This is a genomic window from Pseudomonas sp. B21-059 (assembly GCF_026016285.1).
In the GTDB taxonomy this organism is placed as follows: Bacteria; Pseudomonadota; Gammaproteobacteria; order Pseudomonadales; family Pseudomonadaceae; genus Aquipseudomonas; species Aquipseudomonas danubii.
Genome location: NZ_CP087201.1, coordinates 1,330,492 through 1,354,756 on the forward strand (window position 1 = coordinate 1,330,492; position 24,265 = coordinate 1,354,756).

Below are 24,265 nucleotides of genomic sequence, written 5' to 3' on the forward strand. Positions count from 1 at the left end.
GTGTCTTAGTGCCGTATTGATCGGCAATGAGTGGGACGGCGATCAATGGCAACCTCTTGTGACTGTGTGTTGCGCTTTGCCAGCCGTAAAGCGCCTGCCTCCAGTTATACTTGCGTCATTTCATGCCTGAGCCAGGCAATTAATATCGTCAACCACCATAAAGGGAGCGGCGGGTGAGTCTCACAGTCATTGCGCAGCGTATGGGTATAACAAGCTTTCAGCGACTGATGATTGGCCTTGTCTTGAGTTCCTTGTTGGTCGGTTGTTCCAGCACCAAGTCCAGCAGTGTGGGTGTGGTTGAACGCAGTAATAATGCGGCGCCTCAGCGTCCAACTGTGACCACGGGACAATATGTAGTACGTCGCGGGGATACGCTGTTCTCCATCGCGTTTCGCTACGGCTGGGACTACAAGGCGTTGGCTGCTCGTAACAATATTGGCGAGCCCTATACCATCCATCCGGGGCAAACCATTCGTTTTGATGGTCGCACGGGTGTTGCGCCGACAACTGTGGTTACCAGCACCCAGTCTGGTGCATCGTCCTCCAGCAAGACCACGGTTATTCGTCGTCCGGCGGGGGCAACGACAGCCACCGCAACGGGCACTTCTACAGCTACTGCAAGCAAGCCGGCGCCCGCTCCGGTTACGCCTGCAGGCCCCGCTCCGACGGGCTGGGGCTGGCCTTCCAACGGTGTTCTGATTGGAAAATTCTCTTCAAACGGTAGTTTGAATAAAGGCATTGATATCGCCGGGGATTTGGGACAGCCTGTTTTAGCTGCGTCTGATGGGACGGTGGTTTACGCCGGGAGTGGCTTAAGGGGCTACGGCGAATTAGTCATCATCAAACACAACGAAACCTACGTCAGTGCTTACGGCCACAACCGCAAGCTATTGGTTCGGGAGGGACAGCAGGTCAAAGTCGGACAGACAATTGCCGAGATGGGATCAACTGGTACAGACCGGGTGAAACTGCACTTTGAGATTCGCCGACAAGGTAAACCTGTAGATCCGCTGCAATTCCTGCCACGTCGTTGATCCGTTACCAGCCTGTTCCGCTCACGTAGAGGGAACAGGCTCCAGCGTTGCCAAGGATTAAGGCGCCGCTTGAGCCTGAGGTCGAACTCACCAAAGGACTATAACAATGGCTCTCAGTAAAGAAGTGCCGGAGTTTGACATCGACGATGAAGTTCTCCTTATGGAGAGCAGTATCGATATGGATTCGATGTCGAATAATGAGGGGGCAACTCCACCTTCCGTTCGCGCCAAATCCAAAAGCTCCGCTTCACTTAAGCAACACAAGTACATTGATTACACGCGTGCCCTCGATGCAACGCAGTTGTACCTCAATGAAATCGGCTTTTCTCCATTGCTCTCTCCCGAAGAGGAAGTGCACTTTGCGCGTTTGTCGCAGAGTGGCGACCCCGCCGGGCGCAAGCGCATGATTGAAAGTAACTTGCGACTGGTGGTGAAAATTGCCCGGCGCTATGTCAATCGTGGATTGTCGCTGCTGGACCTGATTGAAGAGGGCAACCTCGGCCTGATCCGGGCAGTGGAGAAGTTCGACCCGGAACGCGGCTTCCGCTTTTCGACCTACGCCACCTGGTGGATTCGCCAGACCATCGAACGGGCGATCATGAATCAAACCCGGACCATCCGGTTGCCGATTCATGTGGTCAAAGAGCTTAACGTCTACTTGCGCGCCGCCCGTGAGTTGACGCAAAAACTCGATCATGAACCCTCTCCCGAAGAAATCGCCAACCTGCTGGAGAAGCCGGTGGCTGAAGTCAAACGCATGCTCGGTCTGAATGAGCGGGTTTCTTCGGTTGATGTCTCGCTGGGACCGGATTCGGATAAAACCCTGCTGGACACCTTGACTGACGATCGTCCAACGGATCCTTGTGAACTGTTGCAGGACGATGATCTGTCGCAAAGCATCGATCAATGGCTGTCCGAATTGACTGAAAAGCAGCGTGAAGTGGTGGTTCGCCGCTTTGGCCTGCGAGGTCATGAGAGCAGCACTCTTGAAGATGTTGGCCTGGAGATTGGCCTGACCCGTGAGCGGGTTCGACAAATCCAGGTTGAAGGCCTCAAGCGCCTGCGAGAGATCCTTGAGAAGAATGGGTTGTCCAGTGAGTCTCTATTTCAGTAGCTTCTGGAACTGACTCGCAAGAGCCCCGATCTGTTCGGGGCTTTTTATTGCGTGATTATTTTGACTCTGAGTTCTGGGATTCTGGTCAGGGTTGGGATTACTCTTCACTGGCGTGTAAGCAATAGATTACGTTTCCGTAAGTGTTCGGTTCTCGATTGCTTCAGACTTGCCTGAAATGCTTTAAGTGATTTTTTATATTGTTGATTTATAAGTATTTTTTAAGTCTTTCTGTTTGTGTTCGACAAGTTTTCCGGGGAATAGTGCGATTGCTCTTACCAGGGAATTCTCTAATATCAGCCCTGTGTCGACGGATAGACACAGCCATCAAGGACGATGGTCAGGACATCGCAGGAAGCGATTCATCAGGACGATGAAAAGGAACACAGGGACTAGGGAAAAATGTGGGCGGGTCATACCGCCCCTTTTTTTTGCCTGTCGAAAAGTCCCGAGGACAAGAGCCCTATTCCCAGAAATGCAAAAAGGCCCGCAAGGGGCCTTTTCAGGAACGCGGGGGCAATCAGCGTTCGAGGTCTTTGATCTTGCCTTTGACGCCATCCCACTCTGCGGCATCCGGCAACGATTCTTTCTTTTCAGTGATATTCGGCCAGATCTCTGCCAGCTCGACGTTCAGCTGAATGAACTCCTGCATCTCCTCCGGGACTTCATCCTCGGAGAAAATGGCTACAGCCGGGCATTCAGGCTCGCACAGCGCGCAGTCAATGCACTCATCCGGGTGAATCACCAGGAAGTTCGGCCCTTCGTAAAAGCAGTCCACCGGACAGACTTCTACGCAGTCGGTGTACTTGCACTTGATGCAGTTGTCGGTGACGACGAAGGTCATTTCTAATTCTCTCCTCAGGCGGCGGCAGCGGAGCCCCTACATGACGGGGTCGCCAGGTTTGGGAGCGATAGTCTGCGAACCAGGCTAATAGTCCGCAGCATCCCAAACCGCGCGAGATTCTAACAGCTTGAAGGCGTTCGCGTTAGATGCGTGTCTTCAATGTATAGAGCATTTCCAGTGCCCGGCGTGGTGTCAGGTCATCCAGATCCAGTTTGGCCAGTTCCTCGAGGACTGGGTGCGGCAGGCTGGCAAACAGGTCGCTTTGCTGCGGAACCGAGGCTTTGCCTGGCGCGGGGCGTGGTGTTTCATGGGGCAGGCTGGTGGTCTCCAGGCGGCTCAAATGTTCACGGGCTCGCCCGATGACAGCGCTGGGAACCCCCGCCAGCTGGGCTACCGCCAGGCCATAGCTCTGGCTGGCAGGGCCGGGCAATACATGGTGCAGGAAGACGATGCGCTCGTTGTGTTCAGTGGCATTGAGGTGCACGTTGGCCACCAGCGGCTCGCTTTCCGGCAGTACGGTCAGTTCAAAATAGTGGGTGGCGAACAGGGTGTAGGCCCGCAGATGGGCGAGACGTTCTGCCGCAGCCCAGGCCAGGGAAAGTCCGTCGAAAGTACTGGTGCCGCGGCCCACTTCGTCCATCAGCACCAGGCTGCGTTCAGTGGCGTTGTGCAGGATGTTCGCGGTTTCACTCATTTCCACCATGAAGGTCGAGCGACCGCCGGCCAGGTCGTCGCTAGAGCCGATCCGAGTAAAGATCCGATCCACCAGGGACAGCTCGCAGCTCGCCGCCGGGACAAAACTGCCGATATGGGCCAGCAGTACGATCAGCGCAGTCTGGCGCATGTAGGTGGATTTACCGCCCATGTTAGGACCGGTGATCACCAGCATCCGGGTGTTGTCGTCCAGATTCAGGTCGTTGGCCACAAAAGGTGTGGTCAATACTTGCTCCACCACCGGGTGACGGCCCTGGGTGATGCGCATGCAAGGCTCGCTGACAAAACGCGGGCAATTGAGGTCCAGGTTCAGCGCGCGTTCGGCCAGATTGCTCAGCACGTCCAGTTCCGCCAGGGCACCGGCGGTATCCTGCAGCGGCGGCAGATGGCTGATCAGGGTTTCCAGCAGCGCATCGTAGAGCATCTTTTCCCGGGCCAGGGCGCGGCTCTTGGCCGACAGCGCCTTGTCTTCAAACTCCTTGAGTTCCGGAGTGATGAAGCGCTCGGCGCCCTTCAGGGTCTGGCGACGAATGTAATCCGCCGGTGCCTGCTCGGCCTGTTTGCTCGGCAGCTCGATGAAGTAGCCATGAATGCGGTTATAGCCGACTTTGAGGTTGGCCAGACCGGTACGGGCTTTTTCCCGGGCTTCCAGATCGATCAGGAATTGCCCGGCGTTCTCGCTCAAGGATTGCAGTTCGTCGAGCTCGGCGTCGTAGCCGGTCTTGAGCACGCCGCCGTCGCGGATCACCGCCGGCGGGTTGTCGATGATCGCTTTGGCCAGCAGCGCGGCCAGTTCCGGGTAGGTGCTGGTGGTGACTGCCAGTTGCTTGAGGTGCTCTGCCTCCAGTTCGGTCATCGCCTCTTGCAGCTCTGGCAACGCTGCCAGGGCATCACGCAGGCGAGCCAGGTCCCGAGGACGGGCATTGCGCAAGCCGATTCGCGCGAGAATCCGCTCGATATCGCCGATTTCCTTCAACTGCGGCTGCAGCCGTTCGAAACGGTAGCCGTCCAGCAGGCAGGTGATCGAGGACTGACGCGCCTGCAAGACCTTGAGATCCCGTAGCGGGCGGTTCAGCCAGCGGGTCAGCAGACGGCTGCCCATGGCGGTCTGGCAGCGATCGACTACCGATTGCAGGGTGTTGTCGCGTCCACCGGCCAGGTTGGTGTCCAGCTCCAGGTTGCGGCGACTGGCACCGTCCAGCACCACCGTGTCGTCCAGGCGTTCGTGCCGCAGGCTGCGCAAGTGGGGCAGGGCGGTGCGCTGGGTTTCCTTGGCGTAGCTCAACAGACATCCGGCGGCGCCGATGGCCAGGGTCAGGGTCTCGCAACCAAAGCCCTTGAGGTCTTGGGTGGAGAATTGCTGGCAGAGGCTCTTGTGGGCCGAGTCGCGCTCGAAGTCCCAGGGGGCGCGACGTCGAACACCCCGGCGCTTTTCCGCCGGCAGGCCTTGTGGCCAGTCATCAGGGATCAGCAGCTCCACTGGATTGATGCGTTCCAGCTCCGCCAGCAAGTTTTCCCAACCCTTGATTTCCAGGACGCTGAAATTGCCGCTGGTGATGTCCAGCACCGCCAGGCCGAACAAGCGCTCATCGCCCAGCACGGCCGCGATCAGGTTGTCGCGGCGTTCGTCCAGCAGGGCTTCGTCGCTGACGGTGCCCGGGGTAATGATGCGCACCACCTGACGTTCCACGGGGCCTTTGCTGGTGGCCGGATCACCCACTTGCTCGCAGATGACCACCGACTCGCCGAGCTTCACCAGCTTGGCCAGGTAACCTTCGGCGGCGTGGTAGGGAATGCCACACATGGGAATTGCCTGTCCCGCCGACTGTCCGCGTGCCGTCAGGGTGATGTCCAGCAGCTTGGCGGCCTTCTTTGCGTCTTCATAGAAGATCTCGTAGAAGTCGCCCATGCGGTAGAACATCAACTGATCAGGGTGCTGGTTCTTGAGGCGCCAGTACTGCTGCATCATCGGCGTGTGGGAGGACAGATCGGAGGTATTTTTACTCATTGGTATTTAGGCGGATTCGTTGAATGGGTGAAGCAAAGGAGCGCTGGGCCCGGCTTTTTGCAGATGGCGGCAAGGTTACCATGGGCGCCCTGGCCTCGCAGACACCAAGGCACTACTGCGTTTGTCCGGTAAATGCAGCACAAATATGCAAAACAGCATTTGTCATGGGCTAAAAGTTCGAGCACTATGCGTTCTATGCAAATACGCAATGTTTCTACCGTCTTAAGAGAGCTGCTGGATCGTGATGGAATCTCCCCCACGGAGCTTCACCGTCGGACTGGTGTGCCTCAATCCACCCTCTCGCGGATTCTCAGCGGGAAGATCGTCGATCCTTCGGATAAACACATCTCGCGGATCGCTGAATACTTCCAGGTGAGCACCGACCAATTGCGCGGGCGCGTGGATATCGCGCCTGCCCGGGTTGCTGCGCCCCGCGACGAGATTCATTCGGAACTCAAGGACATAAGCCTGTGGGACGACGATACCCCTGTCGATGACGACGAGGTGTCGGTTCCTTTTCTGCGTGAGGTTGAATTGGCTGCTGGATCAGGAAGATTCGTCATCGAGGAGAGCGAGCGCGCCAGCCTGCGCTTCGGCAAGCGCAGCCTGCGGCACAACGGCGTGCAGTTCGATCAGGCCAAATGCGTCACGGTGCGGGGCAACAGTATGTTGCCGGTGCTGCGCGATGGTGCCACGGTCGGGGTCAATGCTGGCAAGTGCGCCATCGGCGATATCGTCGATGGCGACCTGTATGCGATCAACCACAATGGCCAACTGCGAGTGAAGCAGCTGTATCGCTTGCCCACCGGGATTCGCCTGCGCAGCTTCAACCGCGATGAGCATCCGGATGAGGACTACAGCTTCCAGGAAATCCAGGAGGAGCAGATCAGCATCCTCGGTCACGTCTTCTGGTGGGGCATGTACGCCCGCTAAGCCATCACTGTCAGACAAAGCCCGCCACTGAGCGGGCTTTTTTTCGCCCTCGAAAAATCCCCCCCCGCCCTGCATCTATGCGGCTCTCATGCATTCGCGCAATTCGCATGCATAAATAAATGCATTTACGCATTGACTGCATATGCACGAATGCATATTATCCATCTCAAGCCGTTCAACAACGGCTGCAACGACGCTCTTTAGTGGCAAAGCAAAGGCAGCGATGAACCGGCCTCGACGGTTCAGAGGGTTGGCAACTGACCCGGGTGTGCAGCGTAAAGCACCAGAAGCAGTTATCCGGCGGACAGGGTCGCGGTCGGAGGAACAATTTGAATGGGTCCGTACCGCACCAGTCGTGCCGAAAGACCAAGGTTTGCATTACTGAAAAGCCCGGGCGACCGGGCTTTTTGGAATGCCTGCCTAACGTGGGCCACCAACAGACAGGGACCCCTTGAAACATCGTTATCAGCCTTCTATCAACTGGCCATCTCGCTGGCCTCAATCCGCACGGGAGACGTGAATGACAAACGAGCAACAAGCGTTGCTGGACATGCCGATCTGGCTGGTCATCGTCCTGGCGCTGGTCGGTGGCGTTTCCGGCGAAATGTGGCGCGCCGACAAGGAGGGCGCTCGTGGCTGGTCGCTGCTGCGGCGCCTGGCGCTGCGCTCCGGAGCCTGCGTGGTCTGCGGGGTCTCGGCGATCATGCTGCTGTATGCCGCCGGCGTCTCGATCTGGACCGCCTGCGCCTTCGGCTGCCTGACCGCCATGGCCGGCGCCGACGTCGCCATCGGCCTTTATGAGCGCTGGGCGGCCAAGCGCATCGGGGTTTGCGAACCGCCTTCACGGGATTCGAACTCGGATCGGCCTTGAGCCCCGATCGGCTTCGGCCCTCAACAAGGTCCACCGGCCCAGGCCCCTGTGACTAGGCTGCCTCGCTCTTATTCTGGAACTAGACAATGAACGAACTGACCCAGCTAAAAGACGCCATCACGTCCACGATCAAGCTGGCGATGCCCCATCTGCAGACGGTTGAGGCATTCCCCAAGGCGTTTGAAGGCGCCACTGAGCCGGCGCTCTACTTTGCCGTCACCGGCCTGGACCAGGCAGCCGACCCGGGTGACGGTCGCTGTTGCATGCGGGCCACTTTGGAGGCCCGGGTACGGGTTGACCCCGAGCTTGCACAGGCACCTTTGCAGGCGGCCATTCTGGCGGCTCAGTTAATCGAGCTGCTGCGTTGTCAGCAGTGGGATCTGGACTTTGTCGAAGGCGCGACGGCCGTGTGGGCCAAGCCTGTTGGTACGGCTGCAGAGTCGGTTTACCGCGCCGAGTGGATCGTGCAGTGGCAGCAGCTTATCTACCTGGGTCAGGAGCAATGGCCCTGGCCGAATCAACCACCGGGCACGCTGGTGTTGGGTTTCAGTCCCGACACTGGCTCCGGTCATGAGGGCGGCTACCAGTCGCCGGAGCACATGGCGTGAGTTACGTGTCTGCAACCCACGACCGCATGATTGCCGGCCTGATCCTGCCTTGCAGCGTGGTCGGCGTGGATCTGGCTGCCGGCCTGGTGCGGGTGTCCGATGGCGCCGGCTGGACCAGCGCCTGGGTGCGCTGGCACAGCCAGGCCGCCGGCAAGGCCCGGCACTGGCGGGCGCCGAGCCTGGGGGAGCAGGGCGTGCTGATCAGCCCCAGCGGCGAGCCGGCCCAGGGCACCTTCGTTCCCGGCCTGTATGGCAACGCCGGTCCCCAGCCGGACAACCGTGACCACGTCGAGGTCTGGCGTTTCGAGGATGGTGGCTCGCTGGTCTATGACTGGCAGGCCAAGAGTTACAGCATCAGCCTGCCCAGCGGCACGGTGACCATTCAGGTCGGCGGCAGCTCGGCGGTGGTGACCGACAGCGCCCTGACCGGCAAGGCCGACAGCATCACCCTGACCGGAGCGATCACCTTGAATGGCGATGTGCACATCAACGGTGGGAGCTTGAAGCACAACGGGGTCAACGTCGGCTCGACCCATACCCATCTGGGTGTGATGCCGGGTCCCGGTTCAACTGCAACGCCGCAGTGACCCATGCGGGTCGTGGCCCTCACGACTCAGCGCTCACGTCTCACCTATCACCGAACACCCCATCAACCCGCCCCGAGCGGCTTTTTTGTACCCGGAGATACCTATGGCCACCCCTAAGAAAACTCCCGGTCGCCCTGTGGGCGCCGGCACTGTGGTGTTTCGCGACACCCTTTACACCTCGCGCAATTTGATCCTGCCGGATGGCCGCCAGTTGCGGGTTGCCCAGGGACAGGTGTCGGTAAAGGCCGGCGACCTTGTCGCCCTGGACTACCTGAACGCCCACCCGGATCTGCAAGCGCAGGAGTGACACGATGATCGGAATGGATCGCCGTACCGGCCTGTCGCTGTCCGGCATCGAGCATGTGCGGCAGTCCATCGAGGACATTCTGACCACGCCGCTGGGCAGTCGGCGGATGCGCCCGGAGTACGGCAGCAACCTGCGCCGCTACGTCGACTTGCCGGTAACCGGCGGGTGGAAAAGTGCGGTGCAGGCCGAAGTGGCCCGAGCGCTGTTGCGCTGGGAGCCCCGGCTGAAGCTGGAACGGGTAAGAGTGGTTGCGGTGGTGGGTGGTCAGATCAGTTTTCAACTGACCGGCCAGTACCTGGGTGATAGCGCGGTTTTGGAGGTGACGGCATGAGTACGTTGGACTTGTCGGCGCTGCCGGCGCCGCAGGTGCTTGAGGCCCTGGATTTTGAGGCCTTGTACCAAGGCAAGCTGGCCACCTTTCGCCGGCATATGGGCGATAACTGGACGGCCAACCTGGAAAGCGACCCGGTGAGCAAACTGCTGGAGCTATCGGCCTACGGCGATATGCAATTGCGGGCCCGGGTCAACGATGCAGCCAAGGCGCTGCTGTTGGCCCATGCCAAGGGCACGGACCTGGATCACCTGGCGGCCAACGTCAAACTGCAGCGCCTGGTGATCCTGCAGGGTGACCCGCAGGCGGTGCCGCCGGTGGAGGAGGTCAAGGAAGCCGACGACGCTCTGCGCGAGCGCGTGCAATTGGCCTATGAAGGACTGACCACGGCCGGCCCGCGCAACAGCTACATCCTGCATGCCCGTAACGCTTCTGCACTGGTAGCAGACGCCGAGGCCGAAAGCCCGGCACCGGCCCGGGTGACGGTCACGGTGCTGAGCCTGGAGGGAAATGGCGCGGCCAGTCCTGACTTGCTGGCGACCGTTGCCGCAGCCCTCAACGATGAAGACGTGCGACCGCTCGGCGACCGGGTCACGGTCCAGAGTGCCCAAGTCTTGCCGTATCGCATCGACGCGGTGCTGCACATGAAGGGCTCCGGCCCGGAAGGTGACGCTGCCCTGGCAGAGGCCGAGCGCAAGCTGGCTGCCTGGGTCAACCCACGCCGGCGCCTGGGCATCGAGGTGGCCCGTTCGGCCATTGATGCGCAGTTGCATGTGGCCGGCGTGGCTCGGGTCGATCTGGCGGGTTGGCAAGACATCACCCCGACCAAGGCTCAAGCGGCGTATTGCACTGGTTACAGCGTCACGCTGGGGAGCTGAGATGACCAGCCTATTGCCGATCAATAGCACGCCGCTGGAGCGCGCCCTTGAGGCGGCCAGCGCAGGCGATACCGCCATCATGCTGCGCACCCTGTACAACCCGTCCACCTGCCCGGTGCATCTGCTACCGCAGTTGGCCTGGGCCTGGTCGGTGGATCGCTGGGACCCGCGCTGGTCCGAGACGGTCAAGCGCAACGCCATTCGTGCCTCGTACTTCATCCACGCTCGCAAAGGCACCATCGGTGCACTGCGCCGGGTGGTGGAACCGCTGGGCTACCTGATCGAAGTGGTCGAATGGTGGCAGACGGTCCCTGAAGGCGAACCGGCCACCTTTGCCCTGAAAGTCGGCGTTCTGGACACCGGTATCACTGAGGAAATGTACCAGGAGCTGACCCGGCTGATCGACGACGCCAGGCCCGTCAGCCGGCACATGACTGGCCTGGCCATCAGCCTGGAAAGCTCCGGAGTGATTGGTCTTGGCGCCTATGAATATCAGGGCGAAGACATCGACGTTTACCCCCCGACACCCCGCGATATCGAAGTGACCGGCCGTTATGGCCAGGTCATGTGTATTGATGAAACAGACACCCTGGATGTGTACTCATGATTGATTCCAACAGTCAGTTCTTTGCCATTCTCACGGCGGTGGGCGAGGCGAAACAGGCCAACGCCACGGCCCTGGGCACGCCCTGGACCTTCAAGGAAATGGCGGTCGGCGATGCCAACGGCACCGACCCCATCCCGAACCGGGCTCAGACCAAGCTGATCAACGAATGGCGCCGCGCTCCGGTCAACCAGGTGCGCACCGACCCGGCCAACCCCAACATCATCATCACCGAACAAGTGATCCCGCCTGATGTTGGCGGTCGCTGGATTCGTGAGATCGGCCTGTTCGATGCCGACGGTGACCTGGTGGCGGTAGCCAACTGCGCCCCGAGCTTCAAGCCCCTGTTGGCCCAGGGCACCGGCAAGACCCAAGTCATCCGCATGAACTTCATCGTCGCCAACACCGCGCAGATCGTGTTGAAGATTGATCCGGCGGTGGTGCTTGCTACCCGCCAGTATGTGGACGACTCCCTGGCTGCTGCACTTCCGGCGGATAAGGTGGCTGGTACTTATCGGCAAGTCACGATCGATAAACGAGGCCTAGTTGTTAGTGGTATCAACCCCACAACTCTGTCTGGTTATGGGATTGCTGATGGGGCAACAAAGGCAGAGCTGACTAGCGCAGTCAGCAAGCTCCTTCCCATAACGGGTGGACGGTTGAATGGCTCAATATTACTGTCGAGTGAAGGTAGCGACTCTCCGGAGTTCGGTTGGGTGACGCCCAGCAGCGAAGCCCGCATGGATCTTCTGAATGACAATGTGAGGATTTTTGCAAATTATGGCGGGGAAACAATAACGCCGCTTCTTCTGAGCCTTGCCAACAAGTCCGCAACCGTCTTTGGCAACTTGCTATGGGACGCCGCCAATTTTGACCCGACACGCAAAGCAGACAAGGCGACCACCCTTGCGGGATACGGCATCACCGATGCATTGCCGGCCAACCGTTTTATCTACTCTCCAAATGCCCCTAAACCAACTGACGGTTCGGTTGGTACGCTTTGGCTGCAATACGAGGAACCATAATGAACTTCCACGTAAAGCTGGATGGAGGTTACCGACCTGGTGTTATGCCTTATGTAAAGCTTGCAGATGGCTGGCGAGAAGGGGCAGAGCTGTTCATCAAAACCGAAAGTGGGTGGCGCACGGTCTGGCGTCGAACCGTTGTGTTTATCAACACAGTAGAACGAGCAGGTGCGAGCATTTTTGACCTCATGGGCAAGCCGACCAAGGCGCGACGTTATCTCTTTATCAACCGGGCAATGATTTACGGCGGTGGTACGGGGTTTTCATTGAGAACGGGAGTCTTTCCACCAGGCTCCACGCTAAAAATCGTCAATGAACACTACATCCGTGGTGCGGGTGGCGCGGGGGCTTATCCCGCTCGGCCTTTGCCAGGCGCCACAGCTGTTGTTCTTGATTTTCCTGCAACGCTCGATAACCGCAATGGCTACATTTTCGGTGGCGGAGGTGGCGGCGGGGATGCCTACTGGCCCAACGTACTGCATACCGGAGGTGGCGGTGGCGCGGGACGTCCTGGCGGCGCAGGTGGCGGAATGTATCAAGTTTCTACTTACGGCTATGGCTACCCAGCGGCAGGCAGTTTGGATGCTGGTGGCGCTGGGGGCTGGTATACAGCCGGATGGAACGGTGGCGCAGGCGGCGCTCCTGGTAGCCCCGGTGCAGCGTCGACCAATGCACCTGGTGCTGGTGGCTATTCGATTGAGAAAAATGGCAACAACTTGATCTTTGAAGGGGGCAACAGCCCTGATCGAGTAAAGGGGAATATCTTGTGAGTGGATTTAAAGTTCTCTCTGTGTCGGCTACCGCTGGCACCATGCTTGTCGACTGGGGAAATGTGACGTTAAACCACTACATCCCCCAAGAAATCTTAACTAACCCTGACATCGACTCGGTGGCATTGGCAAAAGTCATCGAAGGTATGCGGCCGGCACCAGCTGTCACGTTGCCGCTGCCTGATGCGCTCCACGCTATGGTTGAACCTTTCAACCTGGGGGAGGATGAACGAATCTGGCGAGCTGCCGAGTTGGCGGCCGTTACATGGCTGCGCGACCGCCATCGAGATCAGCTTGAAATCAAAGTGCCTACTGCCCTTTCGGACAATCAGTACAACGAGCTGCTTGTGTACATGCAATCCCTACGCGACTGGCCGCAATCCCCGGACTTTCCACAGATTGAACATCGCCCGGTGGCGCCGCCCTGGATCGCCGAACAAACCCAATAAACGCCCCGCACCGCCGGGGCGTTTTCTTTCCCGCTTTCCCTTAACTCAACATCCCTTACAGCCCCCTTCACCCGGGGCTTTTTCATGTCTGGAGTTTATCCATGAGTGGTTTTTTCCACGGCGTTACCGTTACTAACGTCGACACCGGCACGCGCACTATTTCGCTGCCGTCGTCTTCGATCATCGGCCTGGTGGACACCTTCACCGAAGGCCCGACCGCCGCTGCCAAGGTCAATGACCTGCTGCTGATCACCAACGAGCGTGAGGCCATTGCGGCCTGGGGCCCGGATGCGGCCATCACCAAGGCCTGTCAGGCCATCTATCAGCGGGCTAAGGCGGTGATCGTCGCTTGTGGCGTGGCCAAGATGACCGACGCGGCCGAGCAGACTTCGGCGATCATCGGCGGGGTGCTGGCCGACGGTAAGCGTACCGGTCTGCAGGCGCTGCTGGACGGCAAGAGCCGTTTCAACGCCCAGCCACGTCTGCTGGTCACCCCCAAGCACAGTTCGACCCTGGCCATCGGCACCGCCCTGGTGGCCCTGGCCGACAAGCTGCGTGGCCTGGCCATTCTCGATGGTCCCAATACCACCGACGAAGCGGCCATGGCCTACGCCAAGAACTTCGGCGCCAAGCGCGCCTATATGGTCGACCCGGGTGTTCAGCACTGGGACAACGGCGCCAATGCCACCGTCGATGCGCCGGCATCGGCCTGGGTTGCCGGTCTGTTTGCCTGGACCGACAACGAGTACGGCTTCTGGGCCTCGCCGTCGAACAAGGAGTTCGTCGGCATCACCGGCACCAAGCGGCCGATCGAGTTCCTCGACGGCGATGAAACCTGCCGCGCCAACCTGCTGAACAACGCCAACATCACCACCATCATTCGTGATGCGGGCTTCCGCCTGTGGGGCAACCGCACGCTGTCCAGCGATCCGAAATGGGCCTTCGTCACCCGGGTGCGGACCATGGACATCGTCATGGACGCCATCCTCTTCGGCCACAAATGGGCCGTGGACCGCTCGATCACCGCGACCTACGTCAAGGACGTCACCGAGGGCCTGCAAGCGTTCATGCGTGATCTGAAGAACCAGGGCGCGATCATCAATTTCGAGGTCTACGCCGACACCGAGCTCAACACCGCCAGCCAGCTGGAGCAGGGCAAGGTGTACTGGAACATCCGCTTCACCGACGTACCGCCCGCCGAAAACCCCAACTTCCGGGTCGAGGTCACCAACCAGTGGTTGACCGAAGTCCTCGACCAAGCCGCTTAAGGAGCCGCAGTAATGGCAATGATTCCCGAAACCCTGGCGAACATGAACCTGTTCGTCGATGGCATCAGCTTTCAAGGCGACGTGCCGAGCCTGACCCTGCCCAAGTTGACCCTCAAGACCGAGGAACACCGCGTCGGTGGCATGGATGTGCCGGTGGAACTGGATATGGGCATGGAGAAACAAGAGGCCGGCTTCACCACCACCGGCGTGCGCCGCGAGTCGCTGAAGATGTTCGGCCTGGCCGATGGCAGCGGCTTCAACGGTGTGTTCCGTGGCGCCTTCAAGGGCCTCAAGGGCAAGGTCACCCCGGTGATCGTGACCCTGCGCGGCCTGCTCAAGGAGGTCGACATGGGCGACTGGAAATCCGGCGACAAGGCCGAGATCAAGCACAACGTGGCCCTGACCTACTACAAGCTGGAAGTCGACGGTCGCCTGATCTACGAGATTGATGCCCTGGGCATGAAGCGTGTGATCAACGGCGTCGACCAGCTCGCCGCTCAACGTTCGGCCCTGGGCCTGTAAGGAAGACACCTCATGTCTCAAGCAATCGACAAGACCCCGGCCTGGATGACCCTGAGCAGCGACAGCGTGGTGGTGGCGCTGAGCAAGCCGGTAGAGATGAACGGCGTGGTCTGCGACCGGCTCACCCTGCGAGCGCCGACGGTGCGTGATGTGCGCGCCGCCAGTGCGGCCGGCGTTGGTGACGATGAACAGCGCGAGCTGATGCTGTTTGCCAGCCTCGCGCAAATCAGCACCAAGGACCTGGAGAGCATGGCACTCAAGGACTATCAGCGCCTGCAGGCCGGCTATTTTCGCCTGGTGCAAGACGACGAGCTTTGATCCGGCGGTGATGAAGGTGGCGGCGAAACGGCTCGCTCGCGAGCTGCATTTCGCCGCTGAGGAAATCATGACCATGAGGTTTTCCGACATGGTCTGGTGGCTCACGGATTGAGCCCGTCACCCAAGGATCAGGAGAAGCACATGGCGAACAAACTGGTATCGGGGCTGGTGGTAGTGGGTACTGCCCTCAGTTCGACCTGGGACGCCGCCTTCAAGACGGTGGAAGGCCGGATCAAGCAGCTGGAACAGCAGGGCAGCAAGGCCAGGGTGCTGGAAAAGACCATTGGCCAGACCCTGCGCCTGCAGGATGAATGGAAAAAGGCCCATGACACCGGCGCCGCTTCCGCGGCCGGGCTGTTGCGCCGGTTGGAGGAGAGCCGGGATGGGCTGCGCCGGCAGGGGATTCAGGTGCACAAGCTGCGCCAGGAATATCAAGCGCTGGGCAATGTAGCGCGGGGCTCGGCGCTTCAGGCCCGAGGACTGCAGCAGGTTGCCCAGGGCAAGGCCGACTTCAAGGCGGCTTATGACTGGGCAAAGTTTGGCGTCGATAAGCTCCGCGCCCCGGTCAAGATCAGTGCTGATTATCAAGCGCTGATCCGCGACATGGCGATCAAGGCCAATGTGGTCAACCAGCCTCAGGAAGCGCAGCTGAGCCGCACCGTCATTCAGACCTCCCGTGACACGGGCATGGCCCGTAACGATGTGGCGGCTCTGGTGAGCCAGATGATGGCCAGCGGCATGTCGCTGGACAAGGCGCAAGGCTACACAGGGCTGGCCGCCAAGTTTGCAGTGGGGCAGGGCGCGAGTGTCGACGATACCGCGAAGCTGATGCGGGCCCTGGAGCTGAAGGCTGGGATCAGCGATCCCAAGGTTATGGAGCAGGCTCTTGAGGCCATCGCCCTGCAGGGGCAGGCCGGCAATTTCGAGGCGGCCGACATGGCGCGCTTGCTCCCGGCGCTGCTCAAGAGCGCGAGCGCGGAAGGACTCACCGGCATGGAGGCGGTGAGTCAGTTGGGGTCCATGCTGCAAGTGCAGATGAACACTGCGGGCAGTGCTGATCAGGCCGCTGGCCAATTGCAGAACTGGATCGAGAAAATCGGCTCCAGTGAGGCGGTCAAGGCTTATGAAGACGCTGGCATTGATTATCAGGCTTCGCTGAACACCGGTATCCAGAAGGGCATGTCGAGCCTGGAGGCGAGCTTTGCCCTGGCCATGCGTTACGTCAGGGCCATCGACCCGGCCAAGGCGGCGAAGATGGCCGAGGCCCAGGCGAAGATCAGCCAGGAAACAGACCCGGCCAAGGCCAAGGCCATGCTTGAGGCTTTGGAAGAGTCCCTGCGTACCGGTGACCTGTTTACCGATATGCAGATCAAGGCGGCCTTGCTGGCCCAGACCCAGGGCCGGCAGCAGTATGAGCAAGTGAAGAAGGACTCGTTGAGCGCCTCGGCTGTTCTCGACAAGAACCTGGCCGAGCGTCGACAAGCCTCCGCGCAATTGTGGAAGGAGAGCGAGCAGGCGGTCGACGATGGCATGCGTGCGGTGGGAGAGGCCCTGCAACCGGCGACGGATCTGGTGGCCAAAAACATCACGGTTGTGGTTGGCAAGCTGACCGAACTGGCAGAGCAGAACCCATCGTTGGTGCAGGGTGTGGTTGCCCTGGGCGCTGCTTATGTCGCGGTGAAAAAGCTCATGGCCGTCTACACCATGGGCAAGGGCCTGATCAATGTCTTGCGTGGTGGGTTGAAGGTTGACCCCAACGTTGTCCAGCGCGTGTTTGTCACCAATGCGCTGGGAATGGGCGCGGGTGATTTCGACGTGGACGGTGGTAGGAACAAGAAGGGCAACAAAGGCGGCAATGGCCCCGGTGGTGCAAGACCCAAGCGTGGCGTGCTCGGTCGCATTGTCCAGACACTGAAAAATGTATTCAGCCCTGGCAATTTGAGTCGCCTTGCCAATGCTGGGATGAGAGTCGCCCAGGTTGTCGGAAGCGGCTTGAAGTCTCTGTGGAGTAACGGCAAGAAGTTATTCAAGCGGGGTGGTGCCCTGTCGATACTGGATGCCGGTCTGCAGATCGCAGACACCTATCAGAATGCCAAGACCCGCGATGAGAAGGCCGAAGGCTATGGCGGTGCGCTCGGAGGTTTAGCAGGCACATTGGCCGGGGCCAAAGCGGGGGTTGTTGCCGGGGCTGCCATTGGCTCTGTCGTGCCAGGCCTTGGAACAGCCATTGGCGGCGCCATAGGTTCCGTCATCGGTGGCGCTCTTGGTTACTGGGGCGGTGGAGCCTTGGGCTCCTATGCTGGCAAGGCGATGTTCGGCTCCGACGACTCGCTCAAGAGAATGCCCGCAGCCGGTCCGCTGATGATGCGCAACGCCGGGCAGAACATCCCGCCGGTAATGGGCGATATCGCCAAGTCCTTCCAGCCGGGGCAGACACCTCCGCTGATGGGGCAGGCCGTGCGTTCGATGGCCAGCCCGTCGCCGTCGGCATCGACCTCTTCGCTGCTCAAACCGGCGGAGCCGTTCACATCGGCGACGCCACCTTCGATCGAACAGCAGTTCAGCTTCGCGCCTTATCTGTCGATTTCGGTGCAGGGCGATGTCAGAGATCCGGCGCAATTGGCCCGGGAGCTGGAACCCTATCTGCGCTTTCAGTTCGACGAATACAGCCGTCAGGCGGCAGGTCGTCAGTTGTTCGACGCGGCACACGTTTAAGGAGGCGGCATGGCCTATATGGAACAGCTGCAATCGGGGCTCACGTCCCTGGTGGCGGCAGCGGAGGCGGGGCGGCGCAGCGCCGATGAAATGCTGGGGCCCATGAACGGCGCCATCAGCGACATCACTGGCGCCGCCTCGGAGCTGGAAAATCTGCCCTGGGTCGGCCCGGTGCTGGGCGCCAAGCTGCAACGCACGATGCGCAGCATCGGCGCGGCGCAGTCGGCGGTGGGTGAAGTCGCGGCCAAGTACAGCCAGGCCGTGACCGTGGCGGGGCAGATGCAGCAGCGTCTTGGCGCCTTGCAGGAGCAGGTGGCCAAGGCCGGCGCGGCGATCAACCGCATCGGCGGGCAGATCAGCCCGGCCCTGGGCAATATCTTTCCTTCCGGCGCGCTGGCGCCTCAGGACACCCCGGCGGCGGAGGCGGTGAAACCCTTCCCGCACCTGCTGATTCTGCAGCCCCTTGGGGCCGCGGCCGAGCCGTTCTACTTCAACCTCGATACCGCGGCCTTCGATGAGTTGCGCCGGCAAACCGGCTTTCGCTGGGCGGCCCAGGAGCGCCTGAGCCGCAGCATCGCGCAGCAGGCGGTGGGGCAGGGCGACGACAAGATCTCCCTCAAGGGCGCGATCTTTCCCGGGTTCAAGGGTGGGTTGGGGCAGTTGCAGGCGTTGCGCAGCATTGGCCGGCGCTTGCAGCCCCTGAGTCTGACCACGGGCTACGGTGAAGTGCTGGGCACCTGGTGCCTCACCAGCATCGACGAGGAACAGAGCCACCTGCTGGCGGGCGGCATTCCCCGCAAACAAGGGTTTTCACTGGAGTTTGTGAGCTATGGCAACGACCTGCAGAACCTCTGACGGTGATCTGCTCGACACCCTGTGTCATCGCTACTACGGGCACCTCAATGGCAGCGTCGAGGCGGTGCTGGACGCCAACCAGGGCCTGGCCGATGAGCCACAACCCTTTCGGGCCGGGGTACTGATCCTGCTACCGGAGCTGCCGATTCGCACAGAGGCGATGGTTCAGCTATGGGACTGACCTTGCCTCCACTCAACAGACCCCGCTGCGTGCGGGGTCTTCATTTTCTGGAGCACAGGCCATGACCCCGGTCTTTCGTATCCTCGCCGATGGCCGCGACATCACCGCGCAGATCAATGACCGGCTGCTGACCCTGCGCACCCTGGACAAACCGGGAATGGAAGCGGATGAGTTCGAACTGCGCATCGATGACCGTGACGGTGCGGTCGCCTTGCCCAGTCGTGGCGCCGCCATCGAAGTGTTCCTCGGCTATGCCGGGCAGGCATTGACCCGCCTGGGGCGCTACACGGTGGATGAAGTGGTGGTCAACGGACCGCCGGATTCCATCGAGATCCGCGGCAAGGCCAGCGACATGCGCGGCAGTGGCAAGACCACCCGCAGCGGCAGCTGGGAGAACGTGGCGCTGGCGCAGATAGTCCGCGATCTGGCGGCCCGCAACGGTTGGCAGCCGGTCTGTCCGGTGGCGACCAAGGTGCCGCGGATCGACCAGCTCAACGAGTCCGACTTCAACTTCATCACCCGCCTGGCCCGGCAGTACGACTGTACCGCCAAGGTGGCCGAAGGCAGGTTGCTGGTGCTGCCCCGGCAGTCTGGATTGAGTGCCAGCGGCAAGGCCCTGGGCGTTGTCAGCCTCAGCCGTCGCGACGTCAGCCGCTATCAGTTCCGCCTCAGTGACAGCAGCACCCACAAGGCGGTGCAGACCAAGCATCAGGACCCGAAGAGCGGCACGCTCAAGGTCATCGACCTGGGCAACAGCGACTCACCGGCCAGCGTGCCGGCGGTGCACATCGATCGGCACCTGTACCCCAACAAGTCCGCCGCCGAGCAAGCGGCCAAGGCCCGCTTGGCGGCCTTCAACCGCAGCAGCGCCAGCCTGCGCCTGGAAATGCCCGGGCGCACCGATCTGTTTGCCGAGCGCCTGATCAATGCCCAGGGCTTCAAAGCCGGACTGGACGGCGAGTACCTGGTGGACTCGGTGGAGCAGCTGTTCAACCCGTCGGGGTGGAGCACCACGGTCGAATGTAACGGCGGCAAACAAGGCAAGGCCAAAGCCAAGGCCAAGAAAACCCCCGCCAAAAAACCACTCAGGGTGGTGCAGCTTTAACCCTTCAGTGGTGCCGCGAGCATCCTCGCGAGCGGCTCATTCGGATCGTCCCCGATCCAGCATTCACTTCCTTTCAATCCACGCGGAAAGTCCGCAGGAGCATTCATGAATCCAGGCTTCAGCAGCCCGGCCTCGAAGCGAGGCATCCGGCATTTTTTTCAGGCATTGATCGCTGGCTGCACTCTGTTGCTGGCAACCGCAGCCCATTCCGGGCCCTTTGTTCTGGCCTACACCGATGGCCAGGTCGAAGCGTCCTACAGCAACCTGCAAGCGTTCCACCGCCACCTTTCTGCTGTCGGTCTGGGCAGCATCTACGGGCTGACCGTCACCGGCCAGTTGCACCAGGAAGGGATGAACCCAACCAGCGAAAACATCATTCGCTTCGCCCAGTCCAAGTCCCTGCCGCTGTACCCCACCGTCTCCGACTACAACGAAGGCATTGCTGATTTCGACCCGGCGATTTCCCACTCCATCGTCAACGACAAGAGCTTGAGTGCCGGCAGCATCAAGCAACTGGTGAGGCTGGCCAAGGAGGGCGGTTTTGCCGGGATCAACCTGGACTTCGAAAAGGTCGAACCGAGGAATGCCAAGGCCTTTTCCGCCTATGTCAAAGCCCTGGGCAACGCACTGCATGCCAGCGGCAAGAAACTGATCATCAGCGTCCCGCCCAAGTCCAGCGACCGCGAGCCCGAGTACCTGCAAGGCTACGACTACAAGGCCCTGGGCGCGGCGGTGGATTACTTCCAGGTCATGACCTACGACCAGGTCGGCCCCGGCTGGAGCAGTGGCGGTTTCCACGACGAAGCCTGGCCCGGCCCCGTGTCCGGTGCCGACTGGCAGCAGATGCTGCTCAGCTACGCCGTGTCGCAAGTTGCGCCGAGCAAGGTCCTGGCCGGGCTGCCGGCCTACGGTCAGGACTACAGCATTGGCAATCGAGTGCACTGGTCGGCCTATCAGGAAGTGATTGCCGAGCACCGCGCCGTCGCCCACCGGGACGCCGCTTCCGCAACGCCTTACGCCACCTGGGGGCCGCTCAAGAGCTTCGCCGATGGCGTGGAGTGGACCCCGGAGCGCGCGCAACCGGTGCTCTGGTACGACGATGCCGCGAGCATCAAGACCAAGACCGCGCTGATGACCAAGCTGGGCCTGGGTGGTACCAGTGTCTGGGCCATGGGCTATGAAAATGCCGAGTTCTGGACGGCGCTGCAGGCGGGGCTCAAGGTCGGTGCTGAGCTGTTGCCGGCGGGGCGGGAGTGAGCCAGGCCGGTACCAGAGTTCCGGGACTGCCCCGGGTAACGTTCGACGGATAGAGAGTACTGCCCCCATGAATGACGAAGACCTTGCGGCGATCAATCGACTGATCGCTGCGCTCCAGGCCCAGACCGATGGACAGGCCGCCCTGAACAGCGCGATCCGCCTGCTGGCGCAGAGCAATCAGGCACTGGTGGACTTGATCAAGAGTCGCGAGCCAGACCCCAACGCGCCCCCTTATCTGGATGGCTCGCCGGCTCCCTGAACCCAGGGTTCCAGCGTCTTGAGCTTCCTCCCCGAGTAACACTCACAGCCCGCCGTCGCGGGTTTTTTATTGTTTGATGGAGAACACCTGATGTCGATTCTTACCCAAGGTACGCAAATCTTTGCCCTGGTTCCGCCTGTCTCCGGCAGCGGCCCCTACACCGTGCTGGAAATCGAGCACGCCACTTCCTTCGACCCGGGCGGTGCACCCGCCGAGCAGATCGAAGACACCAGTCTCAACGCTGAAGAACGCAGCTACAAGAAGGGCCTGCGCACTCCAGGCACTGCCAGTCTCGGGCTGAACGCCGACCCGGCCAACGCCAGCCATATCCGCCTGCACCAACTGTCCGAAGCCAATGGCGATACCAGCGTCAAATGGGTCGTGGGCTGGTCCGATGGCAAGGGTGTAGTCCCTACCCTCAATACCAAGGGTGACAACTTCGAACTGCCCACCACCCGTACCTGGTTCGCCTTCGACGGCTACGTCTCGGACTTCCCGTTCAACTTCGCCCTGAACGCTGTAGTGACCACCACCGTCACCATTCAGCGCACCGGCGGTTCCACCTGGATCAAGAAGGCCTGAGCCACGCCATGAACCTCAAGCAGCTGAAAGCCAAGGGCGGCATCGTCGATGCCCTGCCCGTGAAGAAACAGGTGAGCTGGACTCACCTTGACAGCAAGACTGGCAAGGAAGTGACCGACACCTTGACCCTGCATGTTCGCCGGCAGTCTTTCGGGGTTATCGAGCGCCTGTTTGCCGAGAGTGACAGCGAGCTGAGCCGTAATGCCCGCTACATCGCCGCGTCGGTGGCCTTGGGCGCTGACGGCTCGGAAGCCCTCAGCTACGACGATGCCTACGGGCTGGAGCCGTCCCTGGGGTTCCTGATTCTCAATGCGGTGAATGAGGTCAATGGCACCGGTGGCGCCGCGGCAAAAAACTGACCGCCGCCGATGAGTTCTGGCACGAGTTGGTGCTGAACGGAGTCGGCGGCCGGACCATTGCCGAAGCCAAGGAACGCATGACCTACCAGGAAGCCCTGGCGTGGGGGCGCTATATCGACCGATATGGTTCCTTGCATACCGGTAGGCGGCTGGAGGCGGGCAGTGCCCTGGTGGCGCTGCAGACCCACCGGCTGGGCGGAGGCATGGCGGAGTTGCTGGACTTCATGCCTCACGAACAACGTTTGGGGTTGTCACTCGAACGTGCAATGAACGAGTGGCGCTGACCTCAGGCCACTTTCCCCAAACCCGTTTCGACGGGTTTTTTCATGACCCGGAGAAACCTATGGCAACTGCTTCCCAAGGGAATCTGCAGCTGGACCTTGGCAGCCTGGAGCGGGCCCTGGACAAGGCCCAGCGTATTACCGACCAAGGCATGCGCAGCATGCAGAGGCGTGTCGAGGAGGCCAGCAAGAAAATTGCCGAGGCGCTGGCGACTTCGTCTGCTTCCGCGTTGGGCGCTACCTCCAATGCCTTTGATGGCCTGCGTAAGGCCTATGACCCGGCTGCCAGAGCGGCCGATGATTTTGTAAAGAGTCAAAGTTCCTTGAGCGCACTGCTCCAGCAGAACAAAAGTGCTGGAACCGAGTACCGGCAATCCCTGGAAGTATCTGGAAAAAAACTGGGGGCCTACTCCGACGAGATGGAGAAACTGCGTAATTCAGGTGCTCTAGCTGTCTCTCAGTTAGGCAGGGGGAGTCGTCAACAGGCGCTGGCCGCCCAACTTAGCGCGAACGATGAAGAATATGCGTTGGCGCGTAAGGCTCTGGATAAGCAATTTCCTCAAGGCGCGGCACAGTCGCCAGCGACCTATGCCGACAAGTCGGGGATCAAGTTCCCGGCGGGAGATGCCTATGGCCGTGGGGCCGAACAGGGCGACGACTATGCCACCAAGCTTGATGAGCTGAAGACCAAGCACAGTGACATGGCCCTGCAGATTCAAAGCAATTATGTACAGATGAGCGAAGCACTCGGCGACTGGAAAAATGGTGCCTCGTCGGCTTTGGATGACTACATGAACAACGCCGGTAACGTCGCCGCTCAGTCGAAGGCGGTGTTCACCAGTGCGTTTGAGCAGATGGATGCAGCGATCCTCCAGTTCGCTACCACGGGCAAGTTCTCCTTTTCCGATTTCGCCAAGTCTGTGCTCAAGGACATGGCGATGTTGGCGGCGAAGACGGCGGCGTCCAAAGCGTTGAGTTCGTTGTTTGGAATGGCCAGTTCGGCGGTCATGGGATGGTTTGGTTCTACTGCTGCGCCTGCCCCAACGACCGCTTCGGTCGGCTCCTCAAGCTACACCTTCGATCCTCAGTTGAGCCTGGACTCCAGCTTCAAGTATGCCAACGGTGGTGTCTTCACCAATGGTGTTGCTACCGGTCCGACTCTGGCTCCTATGGCCCTGTTCGGTGAGGCCGGACCAGAAGCAATCATGCCCCTGAGTCGTGGTTCCGATGGCTCGTTGGGGGTCGTTGCGCTGGGCGGGGGACAATCCGGCACCACCAGCAACCAGCAGGTGGTCATCCAGCAGACCATCAACGTACCCGACGGACAGACCGGTGCCTCGGGTGCAGGCACGAACTCCCAGAGCCTGGCCAACGCCTACGCCAGCGCGGCGAAGCAGGGCGCGGCCGAACAGATTGCCCGAGACCTGAAACCGGGCGGCCAGATCTGGTCCGTCATCAACGGCCGCTGATTTCCAGCGGCCGCAACGGC

28 protein-coding genes are annotated in these 24,265 nt (G+C 60.7%); 26 read left to right on the top strand and 2 right to left on the bottom strand.

Annotated features, from left to right (window positions below):
• Nucleotides 1–173: 173 nt before the first annotated feature.
• Together LOY69_RS05925 and rpoS are read left to right on the top strand one after the other, a co-directional pair.
• Nucleotides 174–1,034: a peptidoglycan DD-metalloendopeptidase family protein gene (locus LOY69_RS05925; protein ID WP_265074247.1), complete on the top strand. Its 861-nt coding sequence runs from the start codon at nt 174–176 to the stop codon at nt 1,032–1,034.
• Nucleotides 1,035–1,140: 106 nt separating this feature from the next.
• Entirely contained in the window at nt 1,141–2,148 is a 1,008-nt protein-coding gene (gene rpoS, locus LOY69_RS05930) for an RNA polymerase sigma factor RpoS (protein ID WP_016964675.1), read from the top strand.
• A 517-nt stretch (nt 2,149–2,665) separates the two neighbouring features.
• Here the strand turns inward: rpoS and fdxA are convergent.
• Nucleotides 2,666–2,989 carry a ferredoxin FdxA gene (gene fdxA / locus LOY69_RS05935; protein ID WP_102861392.1) on the bottom strand — a complete coding sequence of 108 codons (324 nt, stop codon included), beginning with the start codon at nt 2,987–2,989 and terminating at the stop codon, nt 2,666–2,668.
• Between the two features lie 142 nt (nt 2,990–3,131).
• Nucleotides 3,132–5,711, bottom strand: a complete 2,580-nt coding sequence (mutS, locus tag LOY69_RS05940) for a DNA mismatch repair protein MutS (RefSeq protein WP_102861393.1) — start codon at nt 5,709–5,711, stop codon at nt 3,132–3,134.
• A 186-nt stretch (nt 5,712–5,897) separates the two neighbouring features.
• On the opposite strand from mutS, the gene LOY69_RS05945 reads away from it, so the two are divergent.
• From LOY69_RS05945 to LOY69_RS06060, 24 genes are all read left to right on the top strand, one after another.
• Nucleotides 5,898–6,644 carry a helix-turn-helix transcriptional regulator gene (locus tag LOY69_RS05945; protein ID WP_102861394.1) on the top strand — a complete coding sequence of 249 codons (747 nt, stop codon included), beginning with the start codon at nt 5,898–5,900 and terminating at the stop codon, nt 6,642–6,644.
• Nucleotides 6,645–7,164: 520 nt separating this feature from the next.
• Nucleotides 7,165–7,515, top strand: coding sequence for a phage holin family protein (locus tag LOY69_RS05950; protein WP_110596488.1), 351 nt, complete (start codon nt 7,165–7,167; stop codon nt 7,513–7,515).
• A gap of 86 nt (nt 7,516–7,601) precedes the next feature.
• Entirely contained in the window at nt 7,602–8,123 is a 522-nt protein-coding gene (locus LOY69_RS05955; protein ID WP_170001071.1) for a hypothetical protein, read from the top strand.
• On the top strand, nt 8,120–8,710 hold the full coding sequence (locus LOY69_RS05960) for a phage baseplate assembly protein V (RefSeq protein ID WP_170001070.1): 591 nt from the start codon (nt 8,120–8,122) through the stop codon (nt 8,708–8,710). Before LOY69_RS05955 ends, LOY69_RS05960 begins: the two co-directional genes overlap by 4 nt.
• A gap of 103 nt (nt 8,711–8,813) precedes the next feature.
• Nucleotides 8,814–9,017, top strand: a complete 204-nt coding sequence (locus tag LOY69_RS05965) for a hypothetical protein (protein WP_102861398.1) — start codon at nt 8,814–8,816, stop codon at nt 9,015–9,017.
• Nucleotides 9,018–9,021: 4 nt separating this feature from the next.
• Complete coding sequence (locus LOY69_RS05970; RefSeq protein WP_102861399.1) at nt 9,022–9,348, top strand: GPW/gp25 family protein; 327 nt, start codon at nt 9,022–9,024, stop codon at nt 9,346–9,348.
• Entirely contained in the window at nt 9,345–10,226 is an 882-nt protein-coding gene (locus tag LOY69_RS05975; RefSeq protein WP_102861400.1) for a baseplate J/gp47 family protein, read from the top strand. Before LOY69_RS05970 ends, LOY69_RS05975 begins: the two co-directional genes overlap by 4 nt.
• Nucleotide 10,227: 1 nt before the next feature.
• Nucleotides 10,228–10,833 (top strand): phage tail protein I, encoded by a 606-nt coding sequence (locus LOY69_RS05980; RefSeq protein ID WP_102878569.1) that lies wholly within the window; start codon nt 10,228–10,230, stop codon nt 10,831–10,833.
• Entirely contained in the window at nt 10,830–11,855 is a 1,026-nt protein-coding gene (locus LOY69_RS05985; RefSeq protein ID WP_102878570.1) for a phage tail protein, read from the top strand. Before LOY69_RS05980 ends, LOY69_RS05985 begins: the two co-directional genes overlap by 4 nt.
• The gene (locus LOY69_RS05990; RefSeq protein ID WP_146036617.1) at nt 11,855–12,625 is read left to right on the top strand and encodes a hypothetical protein; all 771 of its coding nucleotides are present in this window, start codon (nt 11,855–11,857) and stop codon (nt 12,623–12,625) included. The genes LOY69_RS05985 and LOY69_RS05990 overlap by 1 nt, the downstream gene beginning before the upstream one ends.
• Nucleotides 12,622–13,074 (top strand): phage tail assembly chaperone, encoded by a 453-nt coding sequence (locus LOY69_RS05995; protein ID WP_265074248.1) that lies wholly within the window; start codon nt 12,622–12,624, stop codon nt 13,072–13,074. Before LOY69_RS05990 ends, LOY69_RS05995 begins: the two co-directional genes overlap by 4 nt.
• Before the next feature lie 101 nt (nt 13,075–13,175).
• Entirely contained in the window at nt 13,176–14,342 is a 1,167-nt protein-coding gene (locus tag LOY69_RS06000) for a phage tail sheath family protein (protein WP_102878571.1), read from the top strand.
• A 12-nt stretch (nt 14,343–14,354) separates the two neighbouring features.
• Nucleotides 14,355–14,864, top strand: a complete 510-nt coding sequence (locus LOY69_RS06005; RefSeq protein WP_016965333.1) for a phage major tail tube protein — start codon at nt 14,355–14,357, stop codon at nt 14,862–14,864.
• Between the two features lie 12 nt (nt 14,865–14,876).
• Complete coding sequence (locus LOY69_RS06010) at nt 14,877–15,182, top strand: phage tail assembly protein (RefSeq protein WP_110596493.1); 306 nt, start codon at nt 14,877–14,879, stop codon at nt 15,180–15,182.
• A gap of 408 nt (nt 15,183–15,590) precedes the next feature.
• The gene (locus LOY69_RS06015; RefSeq protein WP_413787140.1) at nt 15,591–17,897 is read left to right on the top strand and encodes a phage tail tape measure protein; all 2,307 of its coding nucleotides are present in this window, start codon (nt 15,591–15,593) and stop codon (nt 17,895–17,897) included.
• A gap of 9 nt (nt 17,898–17,906) precedes the next feature.
• Nucleotides 17,907–18,752 carry a phage tail protein gene (locus LOY69_RS06020; RefSeq protein WP_103741615.1) on the top strand — a complete coding sequence of 282 codons (846 nt, stop codon included), beginning with the start codon at nt 17,907–17,909 and terminating at the stop codon, nt 18,750–18,752.
• Nucleotides 18,727–18,933 (top strand): tail protein X, encoded by a 207-nt coding sequence (locus tag LOY69_RS06025; protein WP_047302087.1) that lies wholly within the window; start codon nt 18,727–18,729, stop codon nt 18,931–18,933. Before LOY69_RS06020 ends, LOY69_RS06025 begins: the two co-directional genes overlap by 26 nt.
• Nucleotides 18,934–18,994: 61 nt before the next feature.
• The gene (locus LOY69_RS06030; protein WP_265074250.1) at nt 18,995–20,038 is read left to right on the top strand and encodes a phage late control D family protein; all 1,044 of its coding nucleotides are present in this window, start codon (nt 18,995–18,997) and stop codon (nt 20,036–20,038) included.
• Between the two features lie 105 nt (nt 20,039–20,143).
• Nucleotides 20,144–21,295, top strand: coding sequence for a glycosyl hydrolase family 18 protein (locus LOY69_RS06035; protein WP_265074251.1), 1,152 nt, complete (start codon nt 20,144–20,146; stop codon nt 21,293–21,295).
• 67 nt (nt 21,296–21,362) lie between these two features.
• Nucleotides 21,363–21,554 carry a hypothetical protein gene (locus LOY69_RS06040; protein ID WP_019093183.1) on the top strand — a complete coding sequence of 64 codons (192 nt, stop codon included), beginning with the start codon at nt 21,363–21,365 and terminating at the stop codon, nt 21,552–21,554.
• A 90-nt stretch (nt 21,555–21,644) separates the two neighbouring features.
• Entirely contained in the window at nt 21,645–22,136 is a 492-nt protein-coding gene (locus LOY69_RS06045; RefSeq protein WP_016964892.1) for a phage tail tube protein, read from the top strand.
• Between the two features lie 8 nt (nt 22,137–22,144).
• Nucleotides 22,145–22,495, top strand: a complete 351-nt coding sequence (locus tag LOY69_RS06050; RefSeq protein WP_016964891.1) for a phage tail assembly chaperone family protein, TAC — start codon at nt 22,145–22,147, stop codon at nt 22,493–22,495.
• Nucleotides 22,496–22,524: 29 nt separating this feature from the next.
• Nucleotides 22,525–22,779, top strand: coding sequence for a hypothetical protein (locus tag LOY69_RS06055; protein ID WP_019093181.1), 255 nt, complete (start codon nt 22,525–22,527; stop codon nt 22,777–22,779).
• Nucleotides 22,780–22,838: 59 nt separating this feature from the next.
• The gene (locus LOY69_RS06060; protein WP_265074252.1) at nt 22,839–24,245 is read left to right on the top strand and encodes a phage tail tape measure protein; all 1,407 of its coding nucleotides are present in this window, start codon (nt 22,839–22,841) and stop codon (nt 24,243–24,245) included.
• Nucleotides 24,246–24,265 lie beyond the last annotated feature (20 nt).